The following is a 19,246-nucleotide window of genomic DNA, read 5'->3' on the forward strand; positions in this document are numbered from 1 at the left end:
GGTATATGCGCCACCCGTCACGGGAGGAGACGTCGCTCCGTGCAGTCCGCGCCCGCTACCCGCAGGGAAATCCCTGGTGCGACGGTTGCCCGGTTACCGGTGTATCTGCGGGCCTTGCGCGCAGCCGCTGCGGCGGGCACCGATGTGATCAGCTCCGAGGAACTGGCCCGGGCGGCCGGCGTACGCTCCAGCGGCCTGCGTAAGGACCTGTCCTTCCTCGGTTCGTACGGCGTGCGCGGCGTCGGGTACGACGTGGAGCACCTCACCGAGGAGATCTCCCGCGAACTCGGCCTGCACCGCGAATGGTCCGTCGCGATCATCGGGATGGGCAATCTGGGGCACGCGCTCGCGGCCTACAGCGGCTTCGCCACGCGGGGCTTCTCGGTGCGCTGGCTGGTCGACTCCGATCCGGCCATCATCGGGCGGACCATCGCCGGCAAGACGGTCATCGGCTTCCCGCAGTTCGAGCAGTTCGCCGACGACGGGGTGATCGCCGTCCTGGCCACCCCGCCCGCCTCTGCCCAGGCCGTGACCGATCAGGTCGTCGCGCTCGGTATCCGCTCGATCCTCAACTTCGCGCCGGTCCCGGTGCATGTGCCCGACGGCGTCGAGGTGCGCAAGGTCGACCTCGCCACCGAGTTGCAGATCCTGGCCTTCCACGGCCAGCGCGCGGGGGTGGAAGCGTGAGCTATCTGGTCCTGGGCCTGTCCCACCGCACCGCCAGCCTCGACCTGCTCGAGCAGGTCAGCCTCGATGCGGGCGGGGTCAGCGGTTTGCTGGACCGCCTCGGCGGTGCCGAGCACCTGCGCGAGGCGATGGTGCTGTCCACGTGCAACCGCATCGAGGTCTACGCCGACGTCGACACCTTCCACGGCGCCGTGACGTTGATCGGCGACGCGCTCGCCGAGCAGTCCGGGGTGCCGGTGGGCCAACTGCGCGATCACCTCTACGTCCACTTCGAGGATCGTGCCGTCGCGCACACCCTCAGTGTCGCCGCCGGCCTGGATTCGGTCGCGGTCGGTGAGAGCCAGATCCTGGGCCAGCTGCGCGACGCGCTGCGCAGCGGCATGCAGAGCGCCCAGACCGGCCCGGCCCTGGCGGCGCTGGTCCAGCGTGCGCTGCGGGTCGGCAAGCGGGTTCACTCCGAGACCGAAATCGACTCTGTCAGTAGGTCACTCATCGAGCGAGCCCTCGAGGAGACGCAGCTGCGGCTCGGCGACCTGGCCGGGTTGCGCGGCGTCGTCGTCGGTGCGGGAGCCATGAGCGGCCTGGCCGCCCACACCCTGGCCCGTGCCGGCCTCGAGGTCAGCATCGTCAACCGCACCCTCGAGCGGGGCGAGCGCCTGGCGATGGCCACCGGCGGCACCGCCTACGGCTGGGATGACCTGCCCCTGGCCATGTCCGCAGCGGACGTGATCGTGTCCTGCACCGGCGCGGTCGGGCACGTGATCTCCGAGGCCGACGTACGTCGGGTGCAGGCCGATCGCCAACCGCGCGTCTGGATCGACCTGGCCCTACCGCGCGACATCGACCCGAGAGCCGCCGAGATCACCACCCTGCTGTCGCTGGACGAATTGTCCGGCCTCGCGCTCAGCTCCCACGCGGAGAAGGAGCAGTTGCGCGTCGTCCGGGATCTGGTGACCGCCGAGACGGCTGAATTCCTCACGGCCCGCAGGGCAGCCGCGGTTGGCCCTACGGTCGCGGCCCTGCGTGAACGCGCCGAAGCGGTCATCGACGCCGAGATGACCCGGCTGCGTCAACGCACCGATCTGGGTGACCACGACGATGCGGCCGTCCGGCAGACCTTGCACCGTGTGGTGGAGAAGATCCTGCACACCCCGACGGTGCGGATGAAGGAGTTGGCGGCCGACGAGTCCGGTCAGGACTACACGGCCCTGCTGCGCGCCCTGTTCGACCTGGATCCGCACGAGACCCGGGTGAGCGCGTTGCCGCCCCCGGAGTGGTGGAGGGATCCTGATGAACCTTCGTCTGGGCACCCGCCGCTCCACCCTGGCCACCACCCAGTCCGGGCTGGTCGCCGATGCGCTGCGCGACCTCGGTCACGAGGTGACGTTGGTCGAGGTCGTCACCGAGGGTGACGTCACGACGGCTGCGCTGACCGAGCTCGGTGGCACCGGGGTCTTCGCCGGCGCTCTGCGAAAAGCGTTGCTGGACGGGCAGATCGACCTGGCCGTGCACTCGCTGAAGGATCTTCCGGTCGCAGCCGCCGACGGCTTGACGATTGCCGCGATCCCCGCCCGGGCCGACGCCCGCGACGCCCTGATCGCGCGCGATGGCCTGACGCTCGGGCAGTTGCCGGTCGGTGCCCGGATCGGCACCGGCTCACCGCGCCGCGTCGCGCAGCTCGCCGCCCTCGGCCTCGGGGTCGAAACCGTCGGTATCCGGGGCAACGTCGACACCCGCATCGGCAAGGTCACCAGCGGCGAGCTCGACGCCGTCGTGCTCGCCCGGGCCGGTCTGCAACGGCTGGGCCGCACCGACGAGATCACCGAGTCGATCGACCCGCTGCAGATGCTGCCGGCCCCCGGCCAGGGAGCGCTCGCAATCGAGGTCCGCTCGGACGACGAGGGCGTTCTGGCCGCTGTCGCGGTCCTCGACGATCCCGACACCCGCGCTGCCGTGAGCGCCGAACGCGCCCTGCTGGCGACCCTCGAAGCCGGCTGCGCCGCACCGGTCGGAGCATTGGCCGAGGTCGTCGAAGAAGTCGACGGGTCGCTTCTGCTGTCGCTGCGTGCCTTCGTGGGCAGTGAGGACGGCACCTTCGAGCTACGCCGTTCCGCGACCGGTCCGATCGGCGATCCGGTCGCCGTGGGTCAGGAACTCGCCGCCACTTTGCTCGAGGACGGCGCGGCCGATGCCATGTCTGCGCCGGGCAGTCGTCCACCAGCCGGGCCGTCGGACCCGAAATCCGGCGGCGCCCCGAACCCCCAACTCGTCCCATCTGATTCAGTGGAGCAACGATCGTGAAGAGCACCCCCGCCACCGTGGCCTTCGTCGGATCCGGACCCGGCGATCCGGGCCTGATCACCATGCGTGCAGCGCACCTGCTGCGCTCGGCCGACGTCGTCGTCATCGACCAGGTCGCTCGCGAAGGATTCCTGGAACAGTTCGTCGACACCGAGGTCGAGATCATCGACGCCGGGCACGGCGAGGCCGGTCAGCAACTGACCCACGCGTCCCGCGCAAAGCTGGTCGTCAAGGCCGCCAAGGCGGCACAGCGCCTCGTGGTGCGGTTGATGGACGGCGACCCGGCCACCTTCAACGGCTTGGCCGAGGAAGCGCGTGCGTGCGCCAAAGCCGGCATCCCGTTCGAGATCGTCCCCGGGGTCAGCTCGGTGAGCGCGGTCCCGGCCTACGCCGGAATCCCCTGACCGACAACACGTCCCGCGGTTTGCACGTGATCTCAGCGGCCGATACCAAGGTTGACTGGAGCGCGTCTGTCGCAGACGACATCACGGTCGTCGTCCTGGGTTCACCGCAGCGTCTCGCGACCGGCCTGGCCGCGTTGCTCGCCGCCGGGCGTGACCCCCAGACGCCGGTTGCGTTGACCCAGCGCGGTACGACGATCGAGCAGAAGACGCGGACCCTCACCCTGGGTGAGGTGACGGCTGCGCTGGCGAGCGAGCCGCTCGACGTACCTGCGATCGCCGTCGTCGGTCGCGCGGTCGCCTCCCGGGAGCAGTTGTCCTGGTGGGAGTCCAAGCCGCTGTTCGGCTGGAAGGTTCTCGTGCCGCGCACCAAGGATCAGGCCGGCTCCATGACCGACCGGTTGATGGAGTACGGCGCGGCCAGCGACATCGTGCCGACGATCAGCGTCGAGCCCCCGCGGACCCCGCAGCAGATGGAGCGCGCCATCAAGGGTGTCGTCACCGGTCGTTACGAATGGATCGGCTTCACCTCGGCCAATGCGGTGCGGGCGGTCAAGGAGAAGTTCACCGAGTTCGGCCTGGACGCAAGGGCGTTCGCCGGTCTGAAGATCGCTGCGGTCGGCGGTGTGACGGCGGATGCGCTGCGCGAGTGGGGCCTGCAACCCGACCTGGTGCCCTCCGGTGAGCAGTCCGCCCGCGGCCTGCTGGAGGAGTGGCCCGACTACGACGAGCTGCTCGACCCGATCAACCGGGTCTTCCTGCCGCGCGCCGACATCGCCACCGACACCCTGGTCGCCGGTTTGCAGGAGATCGGCTGGGAGGTCGACGACGTCACCGCCTACCGCACGGTGCGCGCTGCGCCGCCGGCGCCGGAGGTCCGCGAGGCGATCAAGAGCGGCAAGTTCGACGCGGTGTGCTTCACCTCTTCCTCGACCGTGCGCAACCTGGTGGGCATCGCCGGCAAGCCGCACGCTTCCACGGTGGTCGCGTGTATCGGTCCGGCGACGGCCAAGACCGCAGAAGAGCACGGCCTGCGCGTCGACGTCCTGGCCTCGGAGGCTTCAGCGACCGCCCTGGTCGATGCACTGGCCGACTACGGTCGCGGCCTGGCCCTGGCCGCGCAAGAAGCCGGTGAGGCAGTGCGTCGCCCGAGCCAGAAGCGCGCCACCGGCCGCCGGAAGGTCAAGGCGTGAGCTTCGAGATGATCCACCGCCCGCGGCGGCTGCGGCAGAACGCGGCCGTCCGCCGGTTGGTGGCCCAGACGCGGCTGCACCCTGCGGACCTGGTGCTGCCGTTGTTCGTCAAGGAAGGTGCCGCCGGACCGGTCGAGCTCGGTTCGATGCCCGGCGTCGTGCAGCACAGCCTGGACTCGTTGGTGGTCGCGGCCAAGGAAGCGGTAGCGGCTGGGGTCGGGGCAGTGATGCTGTTCGGCGTCCCGACGAAGCGCGACGCGACCGGTTCCGGGGCCACTGATCCGGACGGCATTCTCAACGTCGGCCTGCGCGCGCTGCGCGATGCTCTCGGCGACGAAACGGTCATCATGGCCGATCTGTGCCTGGACGAGTTCACCTCTCACGGTCATTGCGGTGTGCTGACCCCCGATGGCCGGGTCGACAACGACGCGACACTCGAGCGGTACGCCGAAATGGCCGTGGTCCAGGCCGATTCGGGTGCACACGTGGTGGGTCTGTCCGGAATGATGGACGGCCAGGTGGCCTACTGCCGGGGTGCGTTGGACGCCGCCGGGCACACCGACACGCTGATCCTTGCGTACGCCGCGAAGTACGCCTCGGCGGCGTACGGGCCGTTCAGGAAGCGGTGGAATCGACGCTGGAAGGCGACCGGTCGACGTACCAGCAGGACCCCGCCAACGGGATCGAGGCGCTGCGTGAGGTGCGCCTGGATCTGGCCGAAGGCGCCGACATCGTCATGGTCAAGCCGGCGCTGCCCTACCTGGACGTGCTCTCCGAGGTCGCGGCGGAGTCCGACGTGCCGGTGGCCGCCTACCAGGTCAGCGGTGAGTTGGCGATGATCGAAGCGGCCGGCGAGCGCGGCTGGATCGATCGCGACCGGATGGTGCGCGAGTCACTGATCTCGATCAAGCGGGCCGGTGCGCAGATCATCCTGACCTACTACGCGACCGAGGTCGCCCGCTCGTTGTAGACGGCCGTTGTCGGCCAGTTCGCGATGAGGGCCTGCGTGCCCGCCGCCGGCTGAGTCCTGCAGATCAGGCCGCCGGGCCTTTGGTGCGGACGTCGGCGACCGCGGCCATCGCCTCGCGCAACTCGCGCAGCCAGTCGTCCTCGTGCTGGGCGACCAGTCGCACACACCAGCCCAGGGCATCGGAGCGGCTACGGGCCACCCCGGCGTCGACCAGCGTGTCGAGGACCTGCCGCTCCGGTTGCCGCAGCCGGGTCATGGTCGGGGCGGCGACATGGGTGAAGAGCTGCTCGTGTTCACCGATCCGGACACCCCAGCTCACGGTGCGCTCGTAGCGGTGCTGGGCCTCGCGGGCGATCGTCATCCGCTGCCCCCGGGTGTCTTCGCGGAACGCACTCGCGCGACCCGCTCGGGCTTCGGCGGTCTCGGCCTCGCTGGCGCCCGGCTCCACATCGGACAGGTTCAGCAGCACCACGATCTCGTCGCGGTCGACGCGAACCTCCGCGGGCGAGTTCTGCCAATCCTGCGGAAGGCGGCCGGAGAACCAGCCGCGGACCCGCTCTTCCTGCTCCTCGGTAATCATGATTACACAATTACATCGTAACGCGAGTTTCGCAATGGCCGGGCTTGCCCCGGGTCGGGCCGGCACCGGGGGAAACGACGGATCGTCGGATACGAAACCAGAACGGCCCCTCCCAAGAGGGAGGGGCCGTTGCGCTGAAAGAGGCGGATCAGGCCTTGACTAGCTGGATGTCCAGGGTGATCTTGACCTTGTCGCTGACCAGCACGCCGCCGCCCTCGACGGCAACGTTCCAGGTCAGGCCGAAGTCCTTGCGGTTGACCTCGGTGGTCGCCTCGAAGCCTGCGCGGGTGCCGCCCCACGGGTCGGGGGAGACGCCGTCGAAGGACAGGTCGAAGGTGACCGGCTTGGTGACGCCCTTGATCGTGAGGTCGCCCTCGAGGGTGTCGGCGGTGACCTTGGTGGAGGTGAAGGTCATCGTGGGGTTGTTCTCGACGTCGAAGAAGTCGGCGGACTTGAGGTGGTTGTCGCGGTCCGCGGAGCCGGTCTCGATGGAGCCGAGCTGGACGGTGGCGGACACCTTGGAGTCCTCGAGCTGATCGCCCACGGTCACGTCGGAGGTGAATTCCTTGAACTCGCCGCGGACCTTGCTCACCATCAGGTGGCGGGCGACGAAGCTGATGCTGCTGTGGCTGGGGTCGACGTTCCAGACGCCGGGGGTCAGGTCCTTCAGGGTGGTCATGAGTGCCGCCTTTTCGTTGGGGTTTGGTGCGGGTACCCCGTCAGTCTATGGGACAACTGGTTGAAATATCAACTAGTGCTAGAATGTGTTCATGATCGAGACGCAGGTGCAGTGGTTGACCGACGCCGAGCAGGCCGCCTGGCGGGCGTATCTGCGCGGTAGCCGCAGCCTGGAGGTCGCCCTCGGCGATGACCTGGAGGACGTCGGATTCTCCCTCGCCGAGTACGAGTTGCTCTCCATGCTCTCCGAAGCGCCCGGTCAGTCGATGCGGATGAGCGCCCTGGCCGACCTGATCGTCCAGTCGCGCAGCCGGGTCACCCACACCGCCGCCCGGCTCGAGCGCCGTGGGCTGGTCGAGCGCACCACCTGCGAAAGCGATGGCCGGGGCGTGCTCCTGGTGCTGACCGATGAGGGACGCTCGGCGGTCAGCCGGGCGGCGCAGGTGCACGTCGAAAGCGTGCGCCGCCACCTGGTGTCGCAGCTGACGCCGCAGCAGTTCGAGGCCCTGGGTGAGGCGATGCAGGCGATCCGGGACGGTTTGCGAGACTGAGGGGCGTGATGACCTCTGGCTCCGATGAACTGATGCAGCGTGCCCGCCGGGTGATCCCCGGCGGGGTCAACTCTCCGGTGCGCGCTTTCCGCGGCGTCGGGGGAGTCCGCGATTCATCGACTCGGCCAAGGGGGCCTACCTGCGCGACGTCGGCGGCAACGAGTACGTCGACCTCATCTGCTCGTGGGGGCCGATGATCCTGGGTCACGCCGACCCCCGGGTCGAAGCCGCCGTCCGCGACGCGGCCGCCAAGGGTTTCTCTTTCGGGACGCCCAGTGAGAACGAGGTGGCGCTGGCCGAGGAGATCGTCGCCCGCGTCGAGCCCCTGGAGCAGGTCCGCCTGGTCTCCTCGGGCACCGAAGCCACCATGTCGGCGTTGCGGTTGGCACGCGGCTACACCGGCCGGTCGGCTGTCGTGAAGTTCGCCGGTTGCTACCACGGGCACGTCGATGCCCTGCTGGCCGCAGCCGGCAGCGGCGTCGCGACCTTCGCGCTACCCGACTCCGCGGGGGTCCCCGACAGCGCCGCCCACGAGACCATCGTGCTGCCGTACAACGACGTCGAGGCCGTCCGCGCCGCCTTCGAGCAGCACGGTGAGCGCATCGCAGCCGTGATCACCGAGGCCAGTCCCGGCAACATGGGTGTGGTCCCGCCGCTGCCCGGGTTCACCCAGGCGTTGCGTGACATCACCCGGCAGTACGGCGCCCTGCTGATCAGTGACGAGGTCATGACCGGCTTCCGCTGCTCGAAGGCCGGGTGGTTCGGACTGGAGGGCGTCGTACCCGACCTGTTCACCTTCGGCAAGGTGATGGGCGGCGGCTTCCCGGCCGCAGCGTTCGGCGGCCCCGCCGAGATCATGGAGCGCCTCGCCCCCGACGGGCCCGTCTACCAGGCGGGCACCCTCTCAGGGAACCCGGTCGCCACCGCCGCGGGACTGGCGACGCTGCAGGGCTGCACCGACGAGGTCTACGCCCGCCTGGAGATCGCCAGCCGGGAGATCGCCGACGGTGTCTCCAGCGCCTTGTCCCTGGCCGGTGTACCGCACACCATCCAGTGGGCCGGTTCGATGTTCAGCGTGTTCTTCCGGGAGGACCCGGTGCGCAACTACGACGACGCCCGCGCGCAGGACACCGAGGCTTTCGGTCGGTTCTTCCACTCGTTGCTGGAGCAAGGGTGCACCTGCCGCCCAGCGCCTTCGAGGTGTGGTTCGTCAGCGCCGCACACGACGAAGCCGTCGTCGAGCGGATCCTGGCCGCGCTGCCCGATGCCGCACGGGCTGCCGCACACGGCGACCACGTCTCGCATGCCGTGACCGATTCGGGTGTCACAGATGCGGATGAGACACTGCCCGCGTGACCGAGCAGTACACCGTGGTGCATCTGGTGCGGCACGGCGAGGTCTACAACCCCGGCGGCGTGCTGTACGGCCGGATGCCCGGATTCCACCTCAGCGACCTGGGCCGGGCGATGGCCGTCCAGACCGGTGCCTGGTTGGCGCAGCGGGACGTGACTCATCTGGTGTCCTCGCCGCTGGAGCGTGGCCAGGAGACCATCGAACCCCTGGCCGAGTCCCTGCACCTGCCGGTGACCATTGACGAGCGGGTCATCGAAGCCGGCAACGACTTCGAAGGGCTGACCGTCGGCAAGAAGCCGGCACAACTGCTGCGCCCGCGTTTCTGGCCCAAGCTGATCAACCCCACCAGACCGTCCTGGGGGAGCCCTACAGCGAGATCGCCGCCCGGATGCAGGCAGCCGTCCACGATGCCCGCGAGAGGGCACTGGGGCACGAAGCCGTCGTCGTCAGCCACCAGTTGCCCGTCTGGATCGCCCGTGAGTCGTTCGAGGGCCGCCGGCTGTGGCACGACCCGCGGAAGCGCCAGTGCAGTCTGGCGTCGGTGACCTCGTTCACCTTCCGCGGCGACTTCCTGATCTCCGTCGGGTACGCCGAGCCGTCCGCCGATCTGCTGGCCGACTCCGAGGGAGCGGGCGCGTGATCTCCCGCCGGGCGGCGATGGCCGCCGCGCTGCTCGCTGCGCTGCCGGTGGCGCTGGCCGGGTGCAGCAGTGACCCCAACTCCATCTCGGCCCAGGCCAACAGGGGCGACGACAAGAACTACGTCTCCGGCGACGGCACGGTGACCACCGTGGCGCCCGGAGACCGCGGCAAGCCGGTGTCCTTCTCCGGCACCTTGCTCGACGGTCAGAAGTGGAGCAGTTCGCAGGCCGACGGCAAAGTGCTGGTCGTCAACGTGTGGGGTGCCTGGTGCGCGCCGTGCCAGAAGGAACTGCCCGAGTTGCAGAAGGTGTGGGCGGGCTGGCAGAAGGCGGGCGACCCGGTGCAGATGATCGGCATCAACCAGCGCGACTCGGTGACCAACGCCCAGGCCACCCTGACCAGCAAGGGCGTCACCTATCCGTCCCTGGCCGACGACGGGGGCGCCGCACTGCTGAGCCTGCAGGACGCGGTGACGGCCTACCCCACGACGCTCGTCCTGGACACCCGGCACCGGATCGCCGCGCGCGTGAACGGCGCCACGACGTACCTGACCCTCACCGGCCTGGTCAGTGACGTGCTGAAGGAGAAATCCTGATGCTTGCGGCCGATCCGGGATCGGTCGTCGCCAGCGGCAGCCTCTTCCTGGCCATCGGCTTGGCGCTCGCGGCCGGCGTGGTGTCGTTCGCCTCGCCGTGCGTATTGCCCCTGGTGCCAGGCTTTCTCGGCTACGTCACGGGGCTGACCGATGATCGCCGCCGCACGCGGTTGATCAGCGGCGCATTGCTCTTCGTGCTGGGTTTCACCGTCGTGCTCGTCGCCGTGGCCGCCGCCTACGGCTGGGCGATGACTCTTGTCTTCGAGTACCGCTCTCTCGCAACGCGACTCGGTGGGGTGCTGGTCATCCTGTTGGCGCTGGTCTATCTCGGATTCATCGGCCAGCGGGGGATCCCGGTCCGCTGGCGGCCGCAGGCCGGACTGGTCGGCGCACCCCTGCTCGGTGCCGTGTTCGCCATCGGCACCAGCCCCTGCGTCGGCCCGGTCTACGGCGCGATCCTCGGCATCGCCAACTCCACCTACGGCGCCAGTCCCGCTCGCGGCGTACTCCTGATGGTCTTCTACTGCTTGGGCATCGGCATCCCCTTCGTGCTCATCGCGGCCGGCTGGTCGAGGGCGGAGAAGGCCTCCCGCTGGTTGCGTGATCACCATCGCGGCGTCCAAGTGGTCGGGGGCAGTCTGATGCTGCTGGTCGGCATCCTGATGGTCGCAGGCGTCTGGGAGCAGCTGATCGTGTGGCTGCAGACCCAGTTGGTCGGCGGATTCGAGCCGGTGATCTGAGGTGGCCACGACGACGAGCACCACGAAGAAAGACCCGATCAAGCAGCCCAGACTGGGGTTCTTCGGCGGCTTGCGCTGGTTCTGGCGGCAACTGACCTCGATGCGCACCGCGCTCTTCCTGCTGCTCATCCTCGCGGTGGCGGCGGTACCGGGCTCGATCTTCCCCCAGCGCGGCATCAACGCCGCCCGCACCGCGCAGTGGATCGCCGACCACCCCACCGCCGGCCCGTGGCTGGACCGGTTCGGGTTCTTCGAGGTGTACTCCTCGATCTGGTTCAGCGCGATCTACCTGCTGCTGATCATTTCGTTGCTGGGCTGTGTCATTCCGCGCGTGCGTCAGCACGTGCAGATCCTGCGCTCGCCGCTACCCAAGACCCCCGCCCGGATCACCCGCTTGCCGGCCAGTGCCACCGCCGAGGTCGACGGCGACGTGGCCAGTGTGAAGGCCACGGCGTACGCCGTGCTGCGGCGCAAGCGCTACCGGATCCGCGTCGAGGACGCCGCCCTGGCCGCCGAGGGCGGCCGGTTGCGTGAGACCGGCAACCTGATGTTCCACCTGTGTCTGGTCATGATCATCATCGGCGTGGCGCTCGGGCACCTGCTGGGCTGGCGCGGCGATGTGATCGTGCCGGTCGGCACGTCCTTCTCCAACACCACCACCCGCTACGACACGTTGAGCGGGGGCCCGTGGGTGGATCTGACCAAGCTGACGCCCTGGACGATGAAGGTCGATCAACTCGACGTCAGCTTCGAGTCCGGGGTCCCGTCGACCTCGGCCCAATGGGGCCAGCCGCGTGACTTCACCGCTCACGTCACGACCACCCTGCCCGGCGCCGCTTCCGAACAACAGACGATCGCGGTCAACGAGCCCTTGTCGATCGCGGGCAGCGACGTCTACCTGCTCGGTAACGGCTACGCGCCGCACATCACGGTCAAGGACGCCAAGGGCAAGGTCATCTACGACCAGGAAACCCCGTTCCTGCCGCAGGACAACATGTACAAATCGACCGGCGCGATCAAGGTGCCGGCGGCCACACCCAAGCAGCTCGGATTCTTCGGGTTCTTCCTGCCGACCTACGCCTTCGACGACACCGCAGGCCCCGTCTCGACCTGGCCGGGCCTGGCCAAACCTGCGCTCGTGCTCGGGCTCTACGAGGGCGATCTCTTCCCGAACGGTCTGCCGCAGTCGGTCTACGCCCTCGACACCAGCCAGATGACCCAGGTCAAGGGCACCGACGGCGAGCCGCTGCGGATCCTGGTCCAGCCCGGCCAGACCGTGACGCTGCCCGGTGGCCGGGGATCGATCACCCTCGATGACGTACCGCGCTGGGCCGGGCTGTCGGTGCGGCACGACCCGGCCGGCAAGTGGGTGCTGGCCGGCGCACTGCTCGGACTGGTCGGGCTGATCATGTCGATGACGTTGCGCCGGCGACGGATCTTCTTCACCTTCGAACCGGCGCCCGGTAACTCCCCGGATGCGCCGCGTACCCTGGTGACCATCGGCGGCCTGGCCAAGGGCGATGACCCGCGGCTGCAGGTCGCACTGGACTCCCTGCTGGACGCCGTCCGGGGAAGCCCGCTGATCTTGTGAAAGGTGCGAACGCATGACGGTGACCGCGCTGGTTCCGGCCCTTGCCGCGGCCATCGGCAACGGCGAGACCAACGAGTCCTACTCGAGCATCTCCACCAACCTGCTGTGGTCCTCGGCGCTGGTGCTCACGCTGGCCATGCTGGCCTTCGGGGTCGACCTCGCGGGTCACCCGGCGCGGGCCGAGCGAGCCGCCGCGCGCCGTACGGCGACGGTAGTGGGCGCGCAGGGTGCCTCCGACACGGCAGTCCTCACCCGCACAGCGGTCGAGGAGGAACCGCCGGCGGAGAAGCGGCAGTGGGCCGGGATCGGCATGTCCTTGACCTACCTGGGCACGCTGCTGCTGGCCGGTTGCATCCTGTTCCGGTCGCTGTCGGTACAGCGCCCGCCGCTGGGCAACATGTACGAGTTCGCCCTCGTGGCGACCCTCTTCATGCTGGTGGCGTTCAGCATCTGGAGCATCAAGCGCGACATCCGCTGGCTGGGGATGTTCGTCACCCTGATCGCCATCCTGTTGGAGATGGTGTCCGCACTGGTCTTCTACACCGCGGCGTCCCAGCTGATGCCGTCGCTGCAGAGCTACTGGCTGTCCATCCACGTGACGGTGGCGACGCTGTCCATCGGCCTGTTCACGCTGGCCTTCGTGGTTCAGCTGCTCTACCTGGTGCAGAGCCGCCGCGAATCCCGTCGCTCCGGTGAGGACACCAAGCGCGGTGTCCTTGACGCCCTGCCGAACTCCACGACGCTGGACCGGCTGGCCTACGGGATCGTGATCATCGCCTTCCCGTTGTGGACCTTCACCCTGATCGCCGGGGCGATCTGGGCCCAGAAGGCGTGGGGGCACTACTGGACCTGGGACCCGAAGGAAGTGTGGACCCTGGTCATCTGGGTGATGTACGCCGCGTACCTGCACGCGCGCTATACCGCCGGTTGGTCGGGTAAGAAGGCGGCCTACCTCGCGCTCGCGGCGTACGCCTGCATCATCATCAACTACGGCGTCGTCAACGTGTACTTCGTCGGTCAGCACTCGTACTCGGGAATGTAAGCCCATGGTCCGGTACTCACTCCTGCGGTTCGCGATCTTTGCAATCGTCCTGATCCTTCTGTGGTTCACCGGCCTGCGCGGCTGGCCCCTGCTGATCCTGTCCGCCGTCGCCTCGGCGATCGTCTCGCTCATCGCCTTGCAGGTGCCGCGAGAGAAATTCGCCCGGCAGATCGAGGACAAGGTCGAAGCCAAGCGGGTGAAAGCCGATGCACACCGCACCGCTGAGGACGAGGACTAGGCCCCTGCCGCCACCGATCTCGCGAAGGCAGTGACCGTCTCGCGGAGATGCTTGATCCGCTGTCGTCGGGCTGCGTCGAGGTCGAAGCCGTTGTAGGCCAGGGGCGGTGGCTTGCGCACGTTGGAGTTGCACTCGAAGCCGGCACAGATCAGCGTGCCGATCGTGTTGTGGTTGCGACCGGCGGCGCCGGCCCGTTTGGCGCTGAAGAAGGCGACCTCGTGGGACAAGGTGACGTCTTCGCACCACGCGCACTGCGGTCGGCGCCGCGCCTTCTGGGCCGTCTCACGCAACTGGATGCCGATCAGTTCATCGTCGGTGGGAACGACCACGTAACCGACCAGCGGCAGTTTGGGGTCACGCCATCCGATGAAGTCGCGGTCGTCCCAATCGACATCCTCCGGGACGGGAATGGCTCTGCGTTCTCGGACGGACACGTTGACGAAGGAAGCGAGCAGGTCCTGCTCAGGAATGGGTTGCATGGCAAGGGCTTTCGAGGTCGAGGGTGAGGGCGTGGCGGATTGCCCCGGCCGCTGGGCCGGGGTGCGGAGCACCTCAGATCAATCCGGCGAGGAGCACGCCGGAGACCTCCCTCGTGTTGGTCACGTCATGCAGAGTACGACGCGTGCTCGCCGAGGTCGAACGAGTTGATGACCTCGTAGCGCGGCCGGCGTCCTTCGTGCAGATGGGACGCGATCAGGTCGACGCGATCCGCCTGCCAGCTCGGCCCGTCATAGGAGTCCAGGATCCGCAGCCAGCGGGTGGCTTCGATCGGATGGTGCAACCGGCTGAGGGTCAGGTGCGCCGTGAACGGTTTGCCGTCGACGGGTGCACCGGCGGCGTTGGCTGCAGATCGCACGTTGACTGCGAGTTTGGCCAGCTCGTCGGTGTCACCGGTCAGCCCGAGCCACAGCACCTTGGCGCGGGTCGCGTCCGGGAAGGTGCCGCCGCCGTGCAGTCGCAGCCTCATGGGCGCTCGGCGGGCGGCGGCCCCGGACAGTCGCTCCTGCAACTCATCCACCGTGTGATCCGGCACCTCGCCCATGAAGGCGAGGGTGACGTGCCACTGTGCCGGATCGATGAACGGCAGGCCGTGCTCCCGGCGCGGCTCGAGGAAGTCGGAGAGACTTTCGATGACCTCTGAAGGCGGGGTGATGGCGACGAACATGCGGTGACCCATCGGGCCATTGTCGGCTACTTCGATCGCGGTGCCACCCAGGCTTCGTCGGATCGCGCGACCCGGAATCCGGTGATGGCGACGACGGCGAGCAGCACGGTGGCCAACAGCATGGCGAGGGCGGGCTGCCCGTGGATGACGATGGCCGCTCCGAGCAGACCGCCGCCGAACATGCTGGCGATGGACGCGGATCGGCGGCCGAGTCTGGCACCCTTTCCGCCGGCCGCGGTGTTGTCGGCTCCGATGCCGGCGATAGTCAGGGTGAGCACCGTGGTCGTCAGATCGGGGACGCTCAGTGCCCTGGCCGTGGCGTTCTGCAGTCCCATCGCGATCCCGAGCAGCAGGATGAGGGCCACTTTGCCCGGAACGCCGTACGGGCTGCCGATCGCGCAGGAGACCACGAAAGCGGCTGCGACCAGGAGGGTTTGGACGCTGATCGCCACCATGACGTGCCGGCCGCGATGGTGTCCATGCGCTGTGGTGATGCGGCCGCCGACGAGCGCGCCGAGCAGGAAGGCGGCGATGGCCAGCAGGGATGCCCACCACAAGAAACCTGGGGCACCGCCGAGGTCGAAGGACAGGAAGACCACGTTCCCGGTCATGTTCGCGACGAACACCCGGCCCAGTTCGAGGTAACTGAACGCATCGACGACGCCGGTCACCACCGTCAGCAGGATCAGGAGGATGACCAAGGGCCCGTCGGCCGGGTTCGTTCGGATGCGCATGTCTCCAGCGTCGACCGAGCGCGGTCCATCTGTCCAAGACCAATCAAAGCTCGGCGCGATCGCTTTTACTGATTCCGCTCAGGCGGGTCAGGAAGGCCCGGCCAGCGGCACTGACGCGATCCTCGTCGTACACGATCGTGACGGGGTGGACGGCCGACGGGTCGGTCAGGCCCAGGACGCGGTACGCCGCTCCCAGGCTGTCGAGGTAACCCGCCGACGTGCGGGCGAGACTGAGGGGGCGATCGCGACGCCCATGCCCAGCACCGCGAAGCGCAACAGGTCTGGTGCGTAGGCGATCTCGATCAGGGACGAGGTCGCCACACCCGCTCGCTCCAGCGCTTCGTCGACGTGGCGGCGCATCCCGGTGCCGGCCGCGAACTTCAGGATCGGGCCGCGGGGCGGCAGGGCGGCGATGTCGACAGGGTCCGGTAGACCGGCCGCCGAGGCATGCGGAAGGACGGCGACGAACGGGTCGACCGCCAGCCGCAGCGATTGCAGGTCGGCGGCGATCTCTTCCGGCGCGAAGCCGACGACGGCCGCATCGAGGTCGCCGTCCCGGACCCGTTGCACCATCTCCAGCGAGGGGCGGCTGATGATCTGCAGTTCGATCGAAGGGTGTTCGGCGTGGAAGGCCGCGAGCGACGTGACCACGTCGCCGGCGTCGCCGCCGGTCTGGATCAGGCCGATCCGCAACCGGCCGCGCTCCAGCCCGAGGTATTCGCGCACCTGGACTCGCGCCTGCTCCTCATCGGCGATCACCCGGCGGGCCAGGGGCAGGAGCAACTGCCCTGCCGGGGTCAGCTCGACGCCGCGTGGCGTGCGCGTGAACAGCGGCGCGCCCACCTCGGACTCCAGCCGCTTGATCTGCTGGCTCAGTGCGGATTGGGCCACGTGGCAGTGCTGTGCCGCCCGCGTCACGTTCCCTGCTTCCGCCACTGCGACGAAGTAACGCAGGTGCCGGATCTCCATCGGTCGCGCCCCTCAGGCGAGGAAGAGACCAAGACCCAGCAGCACGCCGTACGTGCCGGAGGTGATGCCGGTGCGAGCCAGGACGGGGATCAGGTCGCGGCCCGCGGCGCCTTTCAGCGTGGCGGCGACGGCGGGTACGGCGGGTGCCAGGCCCAGCAGGCCCAGCAGCGCCCACGGGTGGCGGGTCGCGCAGATGAGGACGCAGATCGCCGCCACGACCAAGAGGGCCATGTAGAAGAGACGTGAGTTGCGGTCACCGATGCGCACCGACAGGGTGCGTTTGCCGGACTCGATGTCGGAGGGGATGTCACGCAGGTTGTTGGCGACCAGGATCGCGCAGGCCACGGCACCGACGCCGACCGCACCCGCCCAGGTGACCAGGTCGACCCGGCCAGCCTGGGTGTAGGTCGTGCCGAGGGTAGCGACCAGACCGAAGAAGACGAAGACGAAGATCTCGCCCAGGCCGAGGTAGCCGTAGGGGTTCTTGCCGCCGGTGTACTTCCACGCCGCGATGATGCAGGCAACCCCGATCAACAGGAACCACCATGCTTCCGACAACGCCACCAGCGCCAGCCCGCACAGTGCGGCAGCCCCGAAACACAGGAACGCGGCCAGCTTCACGTTGGCGGGGGTCGCGAGCTTCTGCCCCACCAGGCGCACCGGCCCGACGCGCACCTCGTCCGTGCCGCGGATGCCGTCGGAGTAGTCGTTGGCGTAGTTGGTGCCGATCTGGAGGAAGAGCGAAACGAGCAGCGCTAGAAGGGCGTTCGCAGCATTGAAGCCGCCGAGCGCGTGGGCGGAGCCGGACCCGACAGCGACCGGTGCGACCGCGACCGGGAGGGTGCGAGGGCGGGCGCCTTCGATCCATTGCGAGACGGTAGCCATGAGTCCTTCACTGAGCCGCGGATGAGTCCGGCACAGTCTCCCACCCGGGCAACGCTGCCAGCGCGGCCCGGTCCGGCTTGCCGGAGCCGAGCGTCGGCACCTTCTCGATCCGCAGGAACCGTCGGGGCAGGGCGTAGGGCGGCAGGTCGGCTCGCAACAGATCGCGTAGTGCCGACCAGTCCCAGTCCCTGGAGGTGCGCACCGCGACGCTCACTGCCTGCCCCCAGGTCTCATCGGGCAACCCCAGGGCGACGACCTCACCGATGGACTCGATGCGTTCGACCGCTTCTTCGACGATGCGGGGAGCGACCTTCACCCCGCCGGTGTTGATCAGGTCATCGACGCGACCCTGGACGGCCAGCACGCCGTCGGTGATCGAGCCCAGGTCGCCGGTGCGGAAGGTGCGCTGCGCACCCAGCCGGAACGCCGCAGCCGTGCGCTCAGGGTCGCCGAGGTAACCGTGCGCGACGCTCGGTCCGGTGATCTCGATCTGCCCATCGCCATCGATGTCGACGCGGGTGCCCGCGAGCGGCACGCCGTCGTAGACCGCTCCGCCGGCCGTCTCACTCATTCCGTAGGTGCGTACGACGGTCACCCCCGCGTCGAAGGCACGTTCCAGCAGTCTCGGACTCGCGGCTGCTCCGCCGAGGAGCACCGCGTCGAAGGACCGCAGCGCGTCCGGGTGCGACTCCAATAACCGGGTCAACTGGGTCGGGACAAGGGCGGTGTAGCGGCGCTCGCCGGTCAGTTGCTGGGCGGCATCGTCGAAGAAGTGGCCCATGACGACCGGTACCGTGCCGCCCCGCAACGACCGGATCAGCACCTGCGTGCCGGCGATGAACTGCGCGGGCATCGGCAACAACCACTGCCCCGGCCCACCGAGGCGATCGTGGGTCGCGTCCGCGCTGGCGATCAGGGCCTCGGCGGTGAGGAGGGCACGTTTGGGGGTGCCGGTGGACCCGGAGGTGCCCACAGCGAGAGCGAGGTGGGCGGGCAGGCCGGACTCGGCGTACGTCGGCAGGACCGGTGCGTGGCCCGCGAAGGGGGCGAGTGCGGGTCCGGTGCCGTCCAGGGCGCGGCGCAGCGCCTCGAGGTACGCCGCGTGCTCACCCGGGCGGACCTCGAACGGTTGCAGGGTGGGCACGTCCGCCACTGTATGCCCGCCTATCGTTGATCCCGTGACGGGCCGGATCGCAGTGGTGACAGGTGCTTCCAGCGGGATCGGACGGGCGTCGGCCCGCCGGTTGGCCGCCGAGGGTTTCGAGGTGATCTGCGCCGCACGGCGTACCGACCGGATCGAGGAGTTGGCCGCGCAGATCGGTGGTCGGGCGGTCACCTGCGACGTGACCTCGGCGAAGGACGTCGCGGCGCTCGCGGCGGCCGCCGGTGATCGGGTGGAGGTGCTGGTCGCCAACGCGGGCGGCGCGCTCGGCACCGACCCGGTGGCAACGGCGAATCTGGACGATTGGCGCCGGATGTACGACACGAACGTCATCGGCGCGACGGCCACCATCCAGGCGCTGCTGCCCGCTTTGATCAGCGCGCACGGAGTTGTCATCACGATCGGCTCGACGGCTGGCTTGGCAGGGTACGAAGGTGGCGGTGGCTATTGCGGGGTGAAGGCAGCGGTCCATTCGATGATGCAGTCGCTGCGGCTCGAACTCTTCGACCAGCCGGTGCGGATCTGTGAGATCGACCCGGGCATGGTCAAGTCGGATGAGTTCGCGTTGGTGCGTTTCGGGGGCGATGCCGAGGCCGCGGAAAAGGTCTATGCCGGCGTCGCGAATCCGCTGACCCAGGACGACATCGCCGACGCGGTCGCGTGGATCGCGACCCGTGCGGAGTACGTCAACGTCGACCAGTTGGTGATCCGGCCGCGGGCGCAGGCGGCCAATCACAAGGTCTTCCGGGGCTGACCGCCCCGCCGTCGGG

The 19,246-nt window shown here is 68.9% G+C and carries 18 protein-coding genes and 4 pseudogenes; 14 read left to right on the forward strand and 8 right to left on the reverse strand.

The window, feature by feature from the left end; genetic code table 11:
* Window positions 1-39: 39 nt before the first annotated feature.
* The 5 genes and pseudogenes from ACFQBT_RS02360 (at window position 40) to hemB (ending at window position 5,552) form a co-directional block, all read left to right on the forward strand.
* Complete coding sequence (locus ACFQBT_RS02360) at window positions 40-687, forward strand: redox-sensing transcriptional repressor Rex (RefSeq protein ID WP_377820218.1); 648 nt, start codon at window positions 40-42, stop codon at window positions 685-687.
* Complete coding sequence (locus tag ACFQBT_RS02365; RefSeq protein ID WP_377820219.1) at window positions 684-2,099, forward strand: glutamyl-tRNA reductase; 1,416 nt, start codon at window positions 684-686, stop codon at window positions 2,097-2,099. Before ACFQBT_RS02360 ends, ACFQBT_RS02365 begins: the two co-directional genes overlap by 4 nt.
* Window positions 2,032-2,988 (forward strand): hydroxymethylbilane synthase, encoded by a 957-nt coding sequence (gene hemC / locus ACFQBT_RS02370; RefSeq protein ID WP_377825313.1) that lies wholly within the window; start codon window positions 2,032-2,034, stop codon window positions 2,986-2,988. Before ACFQBT_RS02365 ends, hemC begins: the two co-directional genes overlap by 68 nt.
* 62 nt (window positions 2,989-3,050) lie before the next feature.
* A pseudogene (locus tag ACFQBT_RS02375) lies at window positions 3,051-4,582 on the forward strand (bifunctional uroporphyrinogen-III C-methyltransferase/uroporphyrinogen-III synthase).
* A gap of 8 nt (window positions 4,583-4,590) precedes the next feature.
* A pseudogene (gene hemB, locus ACFQBT_RS02380) lies at window positions 4,591-5,552 on the forward strand (porphobilinogen synthase).
* Between the two features lie 64 nt (window positions 5,553-5,616).
* On the opposite strand, the gene ACFQBT_RS02385 reads toward hemB, so the two are convergent.
* Window positions 5,617-6,132 (reverse strand): hypothetical protein, encoded by a 516-nt coding sequence (locus tag ACFQBT_RS02385; RefSeq protein WP_377820220.1) that lies wholly within the window; start codon window positions 6,130-6,132, stop codon window positions 5,617-5,619.
* Between the two features lie 148 nt (window positions 6,133-6,280).
* Window positions 6,281-6,811 (reverse strand): YceI family protein, encoded by a 531-nt coding sequence (locus ACFQBT_RS02390; RefSeq protein WP_377820221.1) that lies wholly within the window; start codon window positions 6,809-6,811, stop codon window positions 6,281-6,283.
* Window positions 6,812-6,902: 91 nt separating this feature from the next.
* On the opposite strand from ACFQBT_RS02390, the gene ACFQBT_RS02395 reads away from it, so the two are divergent.
* From ACFQBT_RS02395 to ACFQBT_RS02430, 8 genes and pseudogenes are all read left to right on the forward strand, one after another.
* On the forward strand, window positions 6,903-7,361 hold the full coding sequence (locus ACFQBT_RS02395; RefSeq protein WP_377820222.1) for a MarR family winged helix-turn-helix transcriptional regulator: 459 nt from the start codon (window positions 6,903-6,905) through the stop codon (window positions 7,359-7,361).
* Window positions 7,362-7,369: 8 nt separating this feature from the next.
* Window positions 7,370-8,717 (forward strand): annotated as a pseudogene (hemL, locus tag ACFQBT_RS02400) (glutamate-1-semialdehyde 2,1-aminomutase).
* A pseudogene (locus ACFQBT_RS02405) lies at window positions 8,714-9,354 on the forward strand (histidine phosphatase family protein). Before hemL ends, ACFQBT_RS02405 begins: the two co-directional pseudogenes overlap by 4 nt.
* On the forward strand, window positions 9,351-9,950 hold the full coding sequence (locus ACFQBT_RS02410) for a TlpA family protein disulfide reductase (RefSeq protein ID WP_377820223.1): 600 nt from the start codon (window positions 9,351-9,353) through the stop codon (window positions 9,948-9,950). The pseudogene ACFQBT_RS02405 and the gene ACFQBT_RS02410 overlap by 4 nt, the downstream one beginning before the upstream one ends.
* A complete protein-coding gene (locus tag ACFQBT_RS02415) occupies window positions 9,950-10,690 on the forward strand; it encodes a cytochrome c biogenesis CcdA family protein (protein ID WP_377820224.1) in 741 nt (246 codons plus the stop codon). Before ACFQBT_RS02410 ends, ACFQBT_RS02415 begins: the two co-directional genes overlap by 1 nt.
* Window position 10,691: 1 nt before the next feature.
* Window positions 10,692-12,281: a cytochrome c biogenesis protein ResB gene (gene resB / locus ACFQBT_RS02420; protein ID WP_377820225.1), complete on the forward strand. Its 1,590-nt coding sequence runs from the start codon at window positions 10,692-10,694 to the stop codon at window positions 12,279-12,281.
* A gap of 13 nt (window positions 12,282-12,294) precedes the next feature.
* Window positions 12,295-13,323 carry a c-type cytochrome biogenesis protein CcsB gene (ccsB, locus tag ACFQBT_RS02425; protein WP_377820226.1) on the forward strand — a complete coding sequence of 343 codons (1,029 nt, stop codon included), beginning with the start codon at window positions 12,295-12,297 and terminating at the stop codon, window positions 13,321-13,323.
* A 4-nt stretch (window positions 13,324-13,327) separates the two neighbouring features.
* The gene (locus tag ACFQBT_RS02430) at window positions 13,328-13,561 is read left to right on the forward strand and encodes a DUF4229 domain-containing protein (protein WP_377820227.1); all 234 of its coding nucleotides are present in this window, start codon (window positions 13,328-13,330) and stop codon (window positions 13,559-13,561) included.
* Here the strand turns inward: ACFQBT_RS02430 and ACFQBT_RS02435 are convergent.
* The 6 genes from ACFQBT_RS02435 to ACFQBT_RS02460 all read right to left on the reverse strand — a co-directional run bounded on the left by ACFQBT_RS02435 (window position 13,558) and on the right by ACFQBT_RS02460 (window position 18,458).
* The gene (locus ACFQBT_RS02435) at window positions 13,558-14,040 is read right to left on the reverse strand and encodes an FBP domain-containing protein (protein WP_377820228.1); all 483 of its coding nucleotides are present in this window, start codon (window positions 14,038-14,040) and stop codon (window positions 13,558-13,560) included. The two genes, ACFQBT_RS02430 and ACFQBT_RS02435, sit on opposite strands and share 4 nt — an antisense overlap.
* 125 nt (window positions 14,041-14,165) lie before the next feature.
* Entirely contained in the window at window positions 14,166-14,738 is a 573-nt protein-coding gene (thpR, locus tag ACFQBT_RS02440) for an RNA 2',3'-cyclic phosphodiesterase (RefSeq protein ID WP_377820229.1), read from the reverse strand.
* A gap of 14 nt (window positions 14,739-14,752) precedes the next feature.
* Window positions 14,753-15,460: a YoaK family protein gene (locus ACFQBT_RS02445; protein ID WP_377820230.1), complete on the reverse strand. Its 708-nt coding sequence runs from the start codon at window positions 15,458-15,460 to the stop codon at window positions 14,753-14,755.
* A gap of 165 nt (window positions 15,461-15,625) precedes the next feature.
* A complete protein-coding gene (locus ACFQBT_RS02450) occupies window positions 15,626-16,429 on the reverse strand; it encodes a LysR family transcriptional regulator (protein ID WP_377820231.1) in 804 nt (267 codons plus the stop codon).
* A 12-nt stretch (window positions 16,430-16,441) separates the two neighbouring features.
* On the reverse strand, window positions 16,442-17,314 hold the full coding sequence (locus ACFQBT_RS02455) for a 1,4-dihydroxy-2-naphthoate polyprenyltransferase (RefSeq protein WP_377820232.1): 873 nt from the start codon (window positions 17,312-17,314) through the stop codon (window positions 16,442-16,444).
* Between the two features lie 7 nt (window positions 17,315-17,321).
* Complete coding sequence (locus tag ACFQBT_RS02460; protein WP_377820233.1) at window positions 17,322-18,458, reverse strand: AMP-binding protein; 1,137 nt, start codon at window positions 18,456-18,458, stop codon at window positions 17,322-17,324.
* 34 nt (window positions 18,459-18,492) lie between these two features.
* Between ACFQBT_RS02460 and ACFQBT_RS02465 the strand changes: the two genes are divergently transcribed.
* The gene (locus ACFQBT_RS02465) at window positions 18,493-19,230 is read left to right on the forward strand and encodes an SDR family NAD(P)-dependent oxidoreductase (protein WP_377820234.1); all 738 of its coding nucleotides are present in this window, start codon (window positions 18,493-18,495) and stop codon (window positions 19,228-19,230) included.
* Window positions 19,231-19,246: the final 16 nt, after the last annotated feature.

Source organism: Branchiibius cervicis, assembly GCF_042661605.1.
GTDB classification, from domain to species: Bacteria; Actinomycetota; Actinomycetes; order Actinomycetales; family Dermatophilaceae; genus Branchiibius; species Branchiibius cervicis.

What these genes read in the sequence shown, in the direction of transcription:
- ACFQBT_RS02445 (WP_377820230.1), bottom strand. Translation starts at nt 15,460, where the DNA reads ATGCGCATCCGAACGAACCCGGCCGACGGGCCCTTGGTCATCCTCCTG.
- ACFQBT_RS02435 (WP_377820228.1), bottom strand. Translation starts at nt 14,040, where the DNA reads ATGCAACCCATTCCTGAGCAGGACCTGCTCGCTTCCTTCGTCAACGTG.
- ACFQBT_RS02455 (WP_377820232.1), bottom strand. Translation starts at nt 17,314, where the DNA reads ATGGCTACCGTCTCGCAATGGATCGAAGGCGCCCGCCCTCGCACCCTC.
- ACFQBT_RS02430 (WP_377820227.1), top strand. Translation starts at nt 13,328, where the DNA reads ATGGTCCGGTACTCACTCCTGCGGTTCGCGATCTTTGCAATCGTCCTG.
- thpR (WP_377820229.1), bottom strand. Translation starts at nt 14,738, where the DNA reads ATGGGTCACCGCATGTTCGTCGCCATCACCCCGCCTTCAGAGGTCATC.
- ACFQBT_RS02450 (WP_377820231.1), bottom strand. Translation starts at nt 16,429, where the DNA reads ATGGAGATCCGGCACCTGCGTTACTTCGTCGCAGTGGCGGAAGCAGGG.
- ACFQBT_RS02395 (WP_377820222.1), top strand. Translation starts at nt 6,903, where the DNA reads ATGATCGAGACGCAGGTGCAGTGGTTGACCGACGCCGAGCAGGCCGCC.
- ACFQBT_RS02385 (WP_377820220.1), bottom strand. Translation starts at nt 6,132, where the DNA reads ATGATTACCGAGGAGCAGGAAGAGCGGGTCCGCGGCTGGTTCTCCGGC.
- ACFQBT_RS02390 (WP_377820221.1), bottom strand. Translation starts at nt 6,811, where the DNA reads ATGACCACCCTGAAGGACCTGACCCCCGGCGTCTGGAACGTCGACCCC.
- ACFQBT_RS02415 (WP_377820224.1), top strand. Translation starts at nt 9,950, where the DNA reads ATGCTTGCGGCCGATCCGGGATCGGTCGTCGCCAGCGGCAGCCTCTTC.
- ccsB (WP_377820226.1), top strand. Translation starts at nt 12,295, where the DNA reads ATGACGGTGACCGCGCTGGTTCCGGCCCTTGCCGCGGCCATCGGCAAC.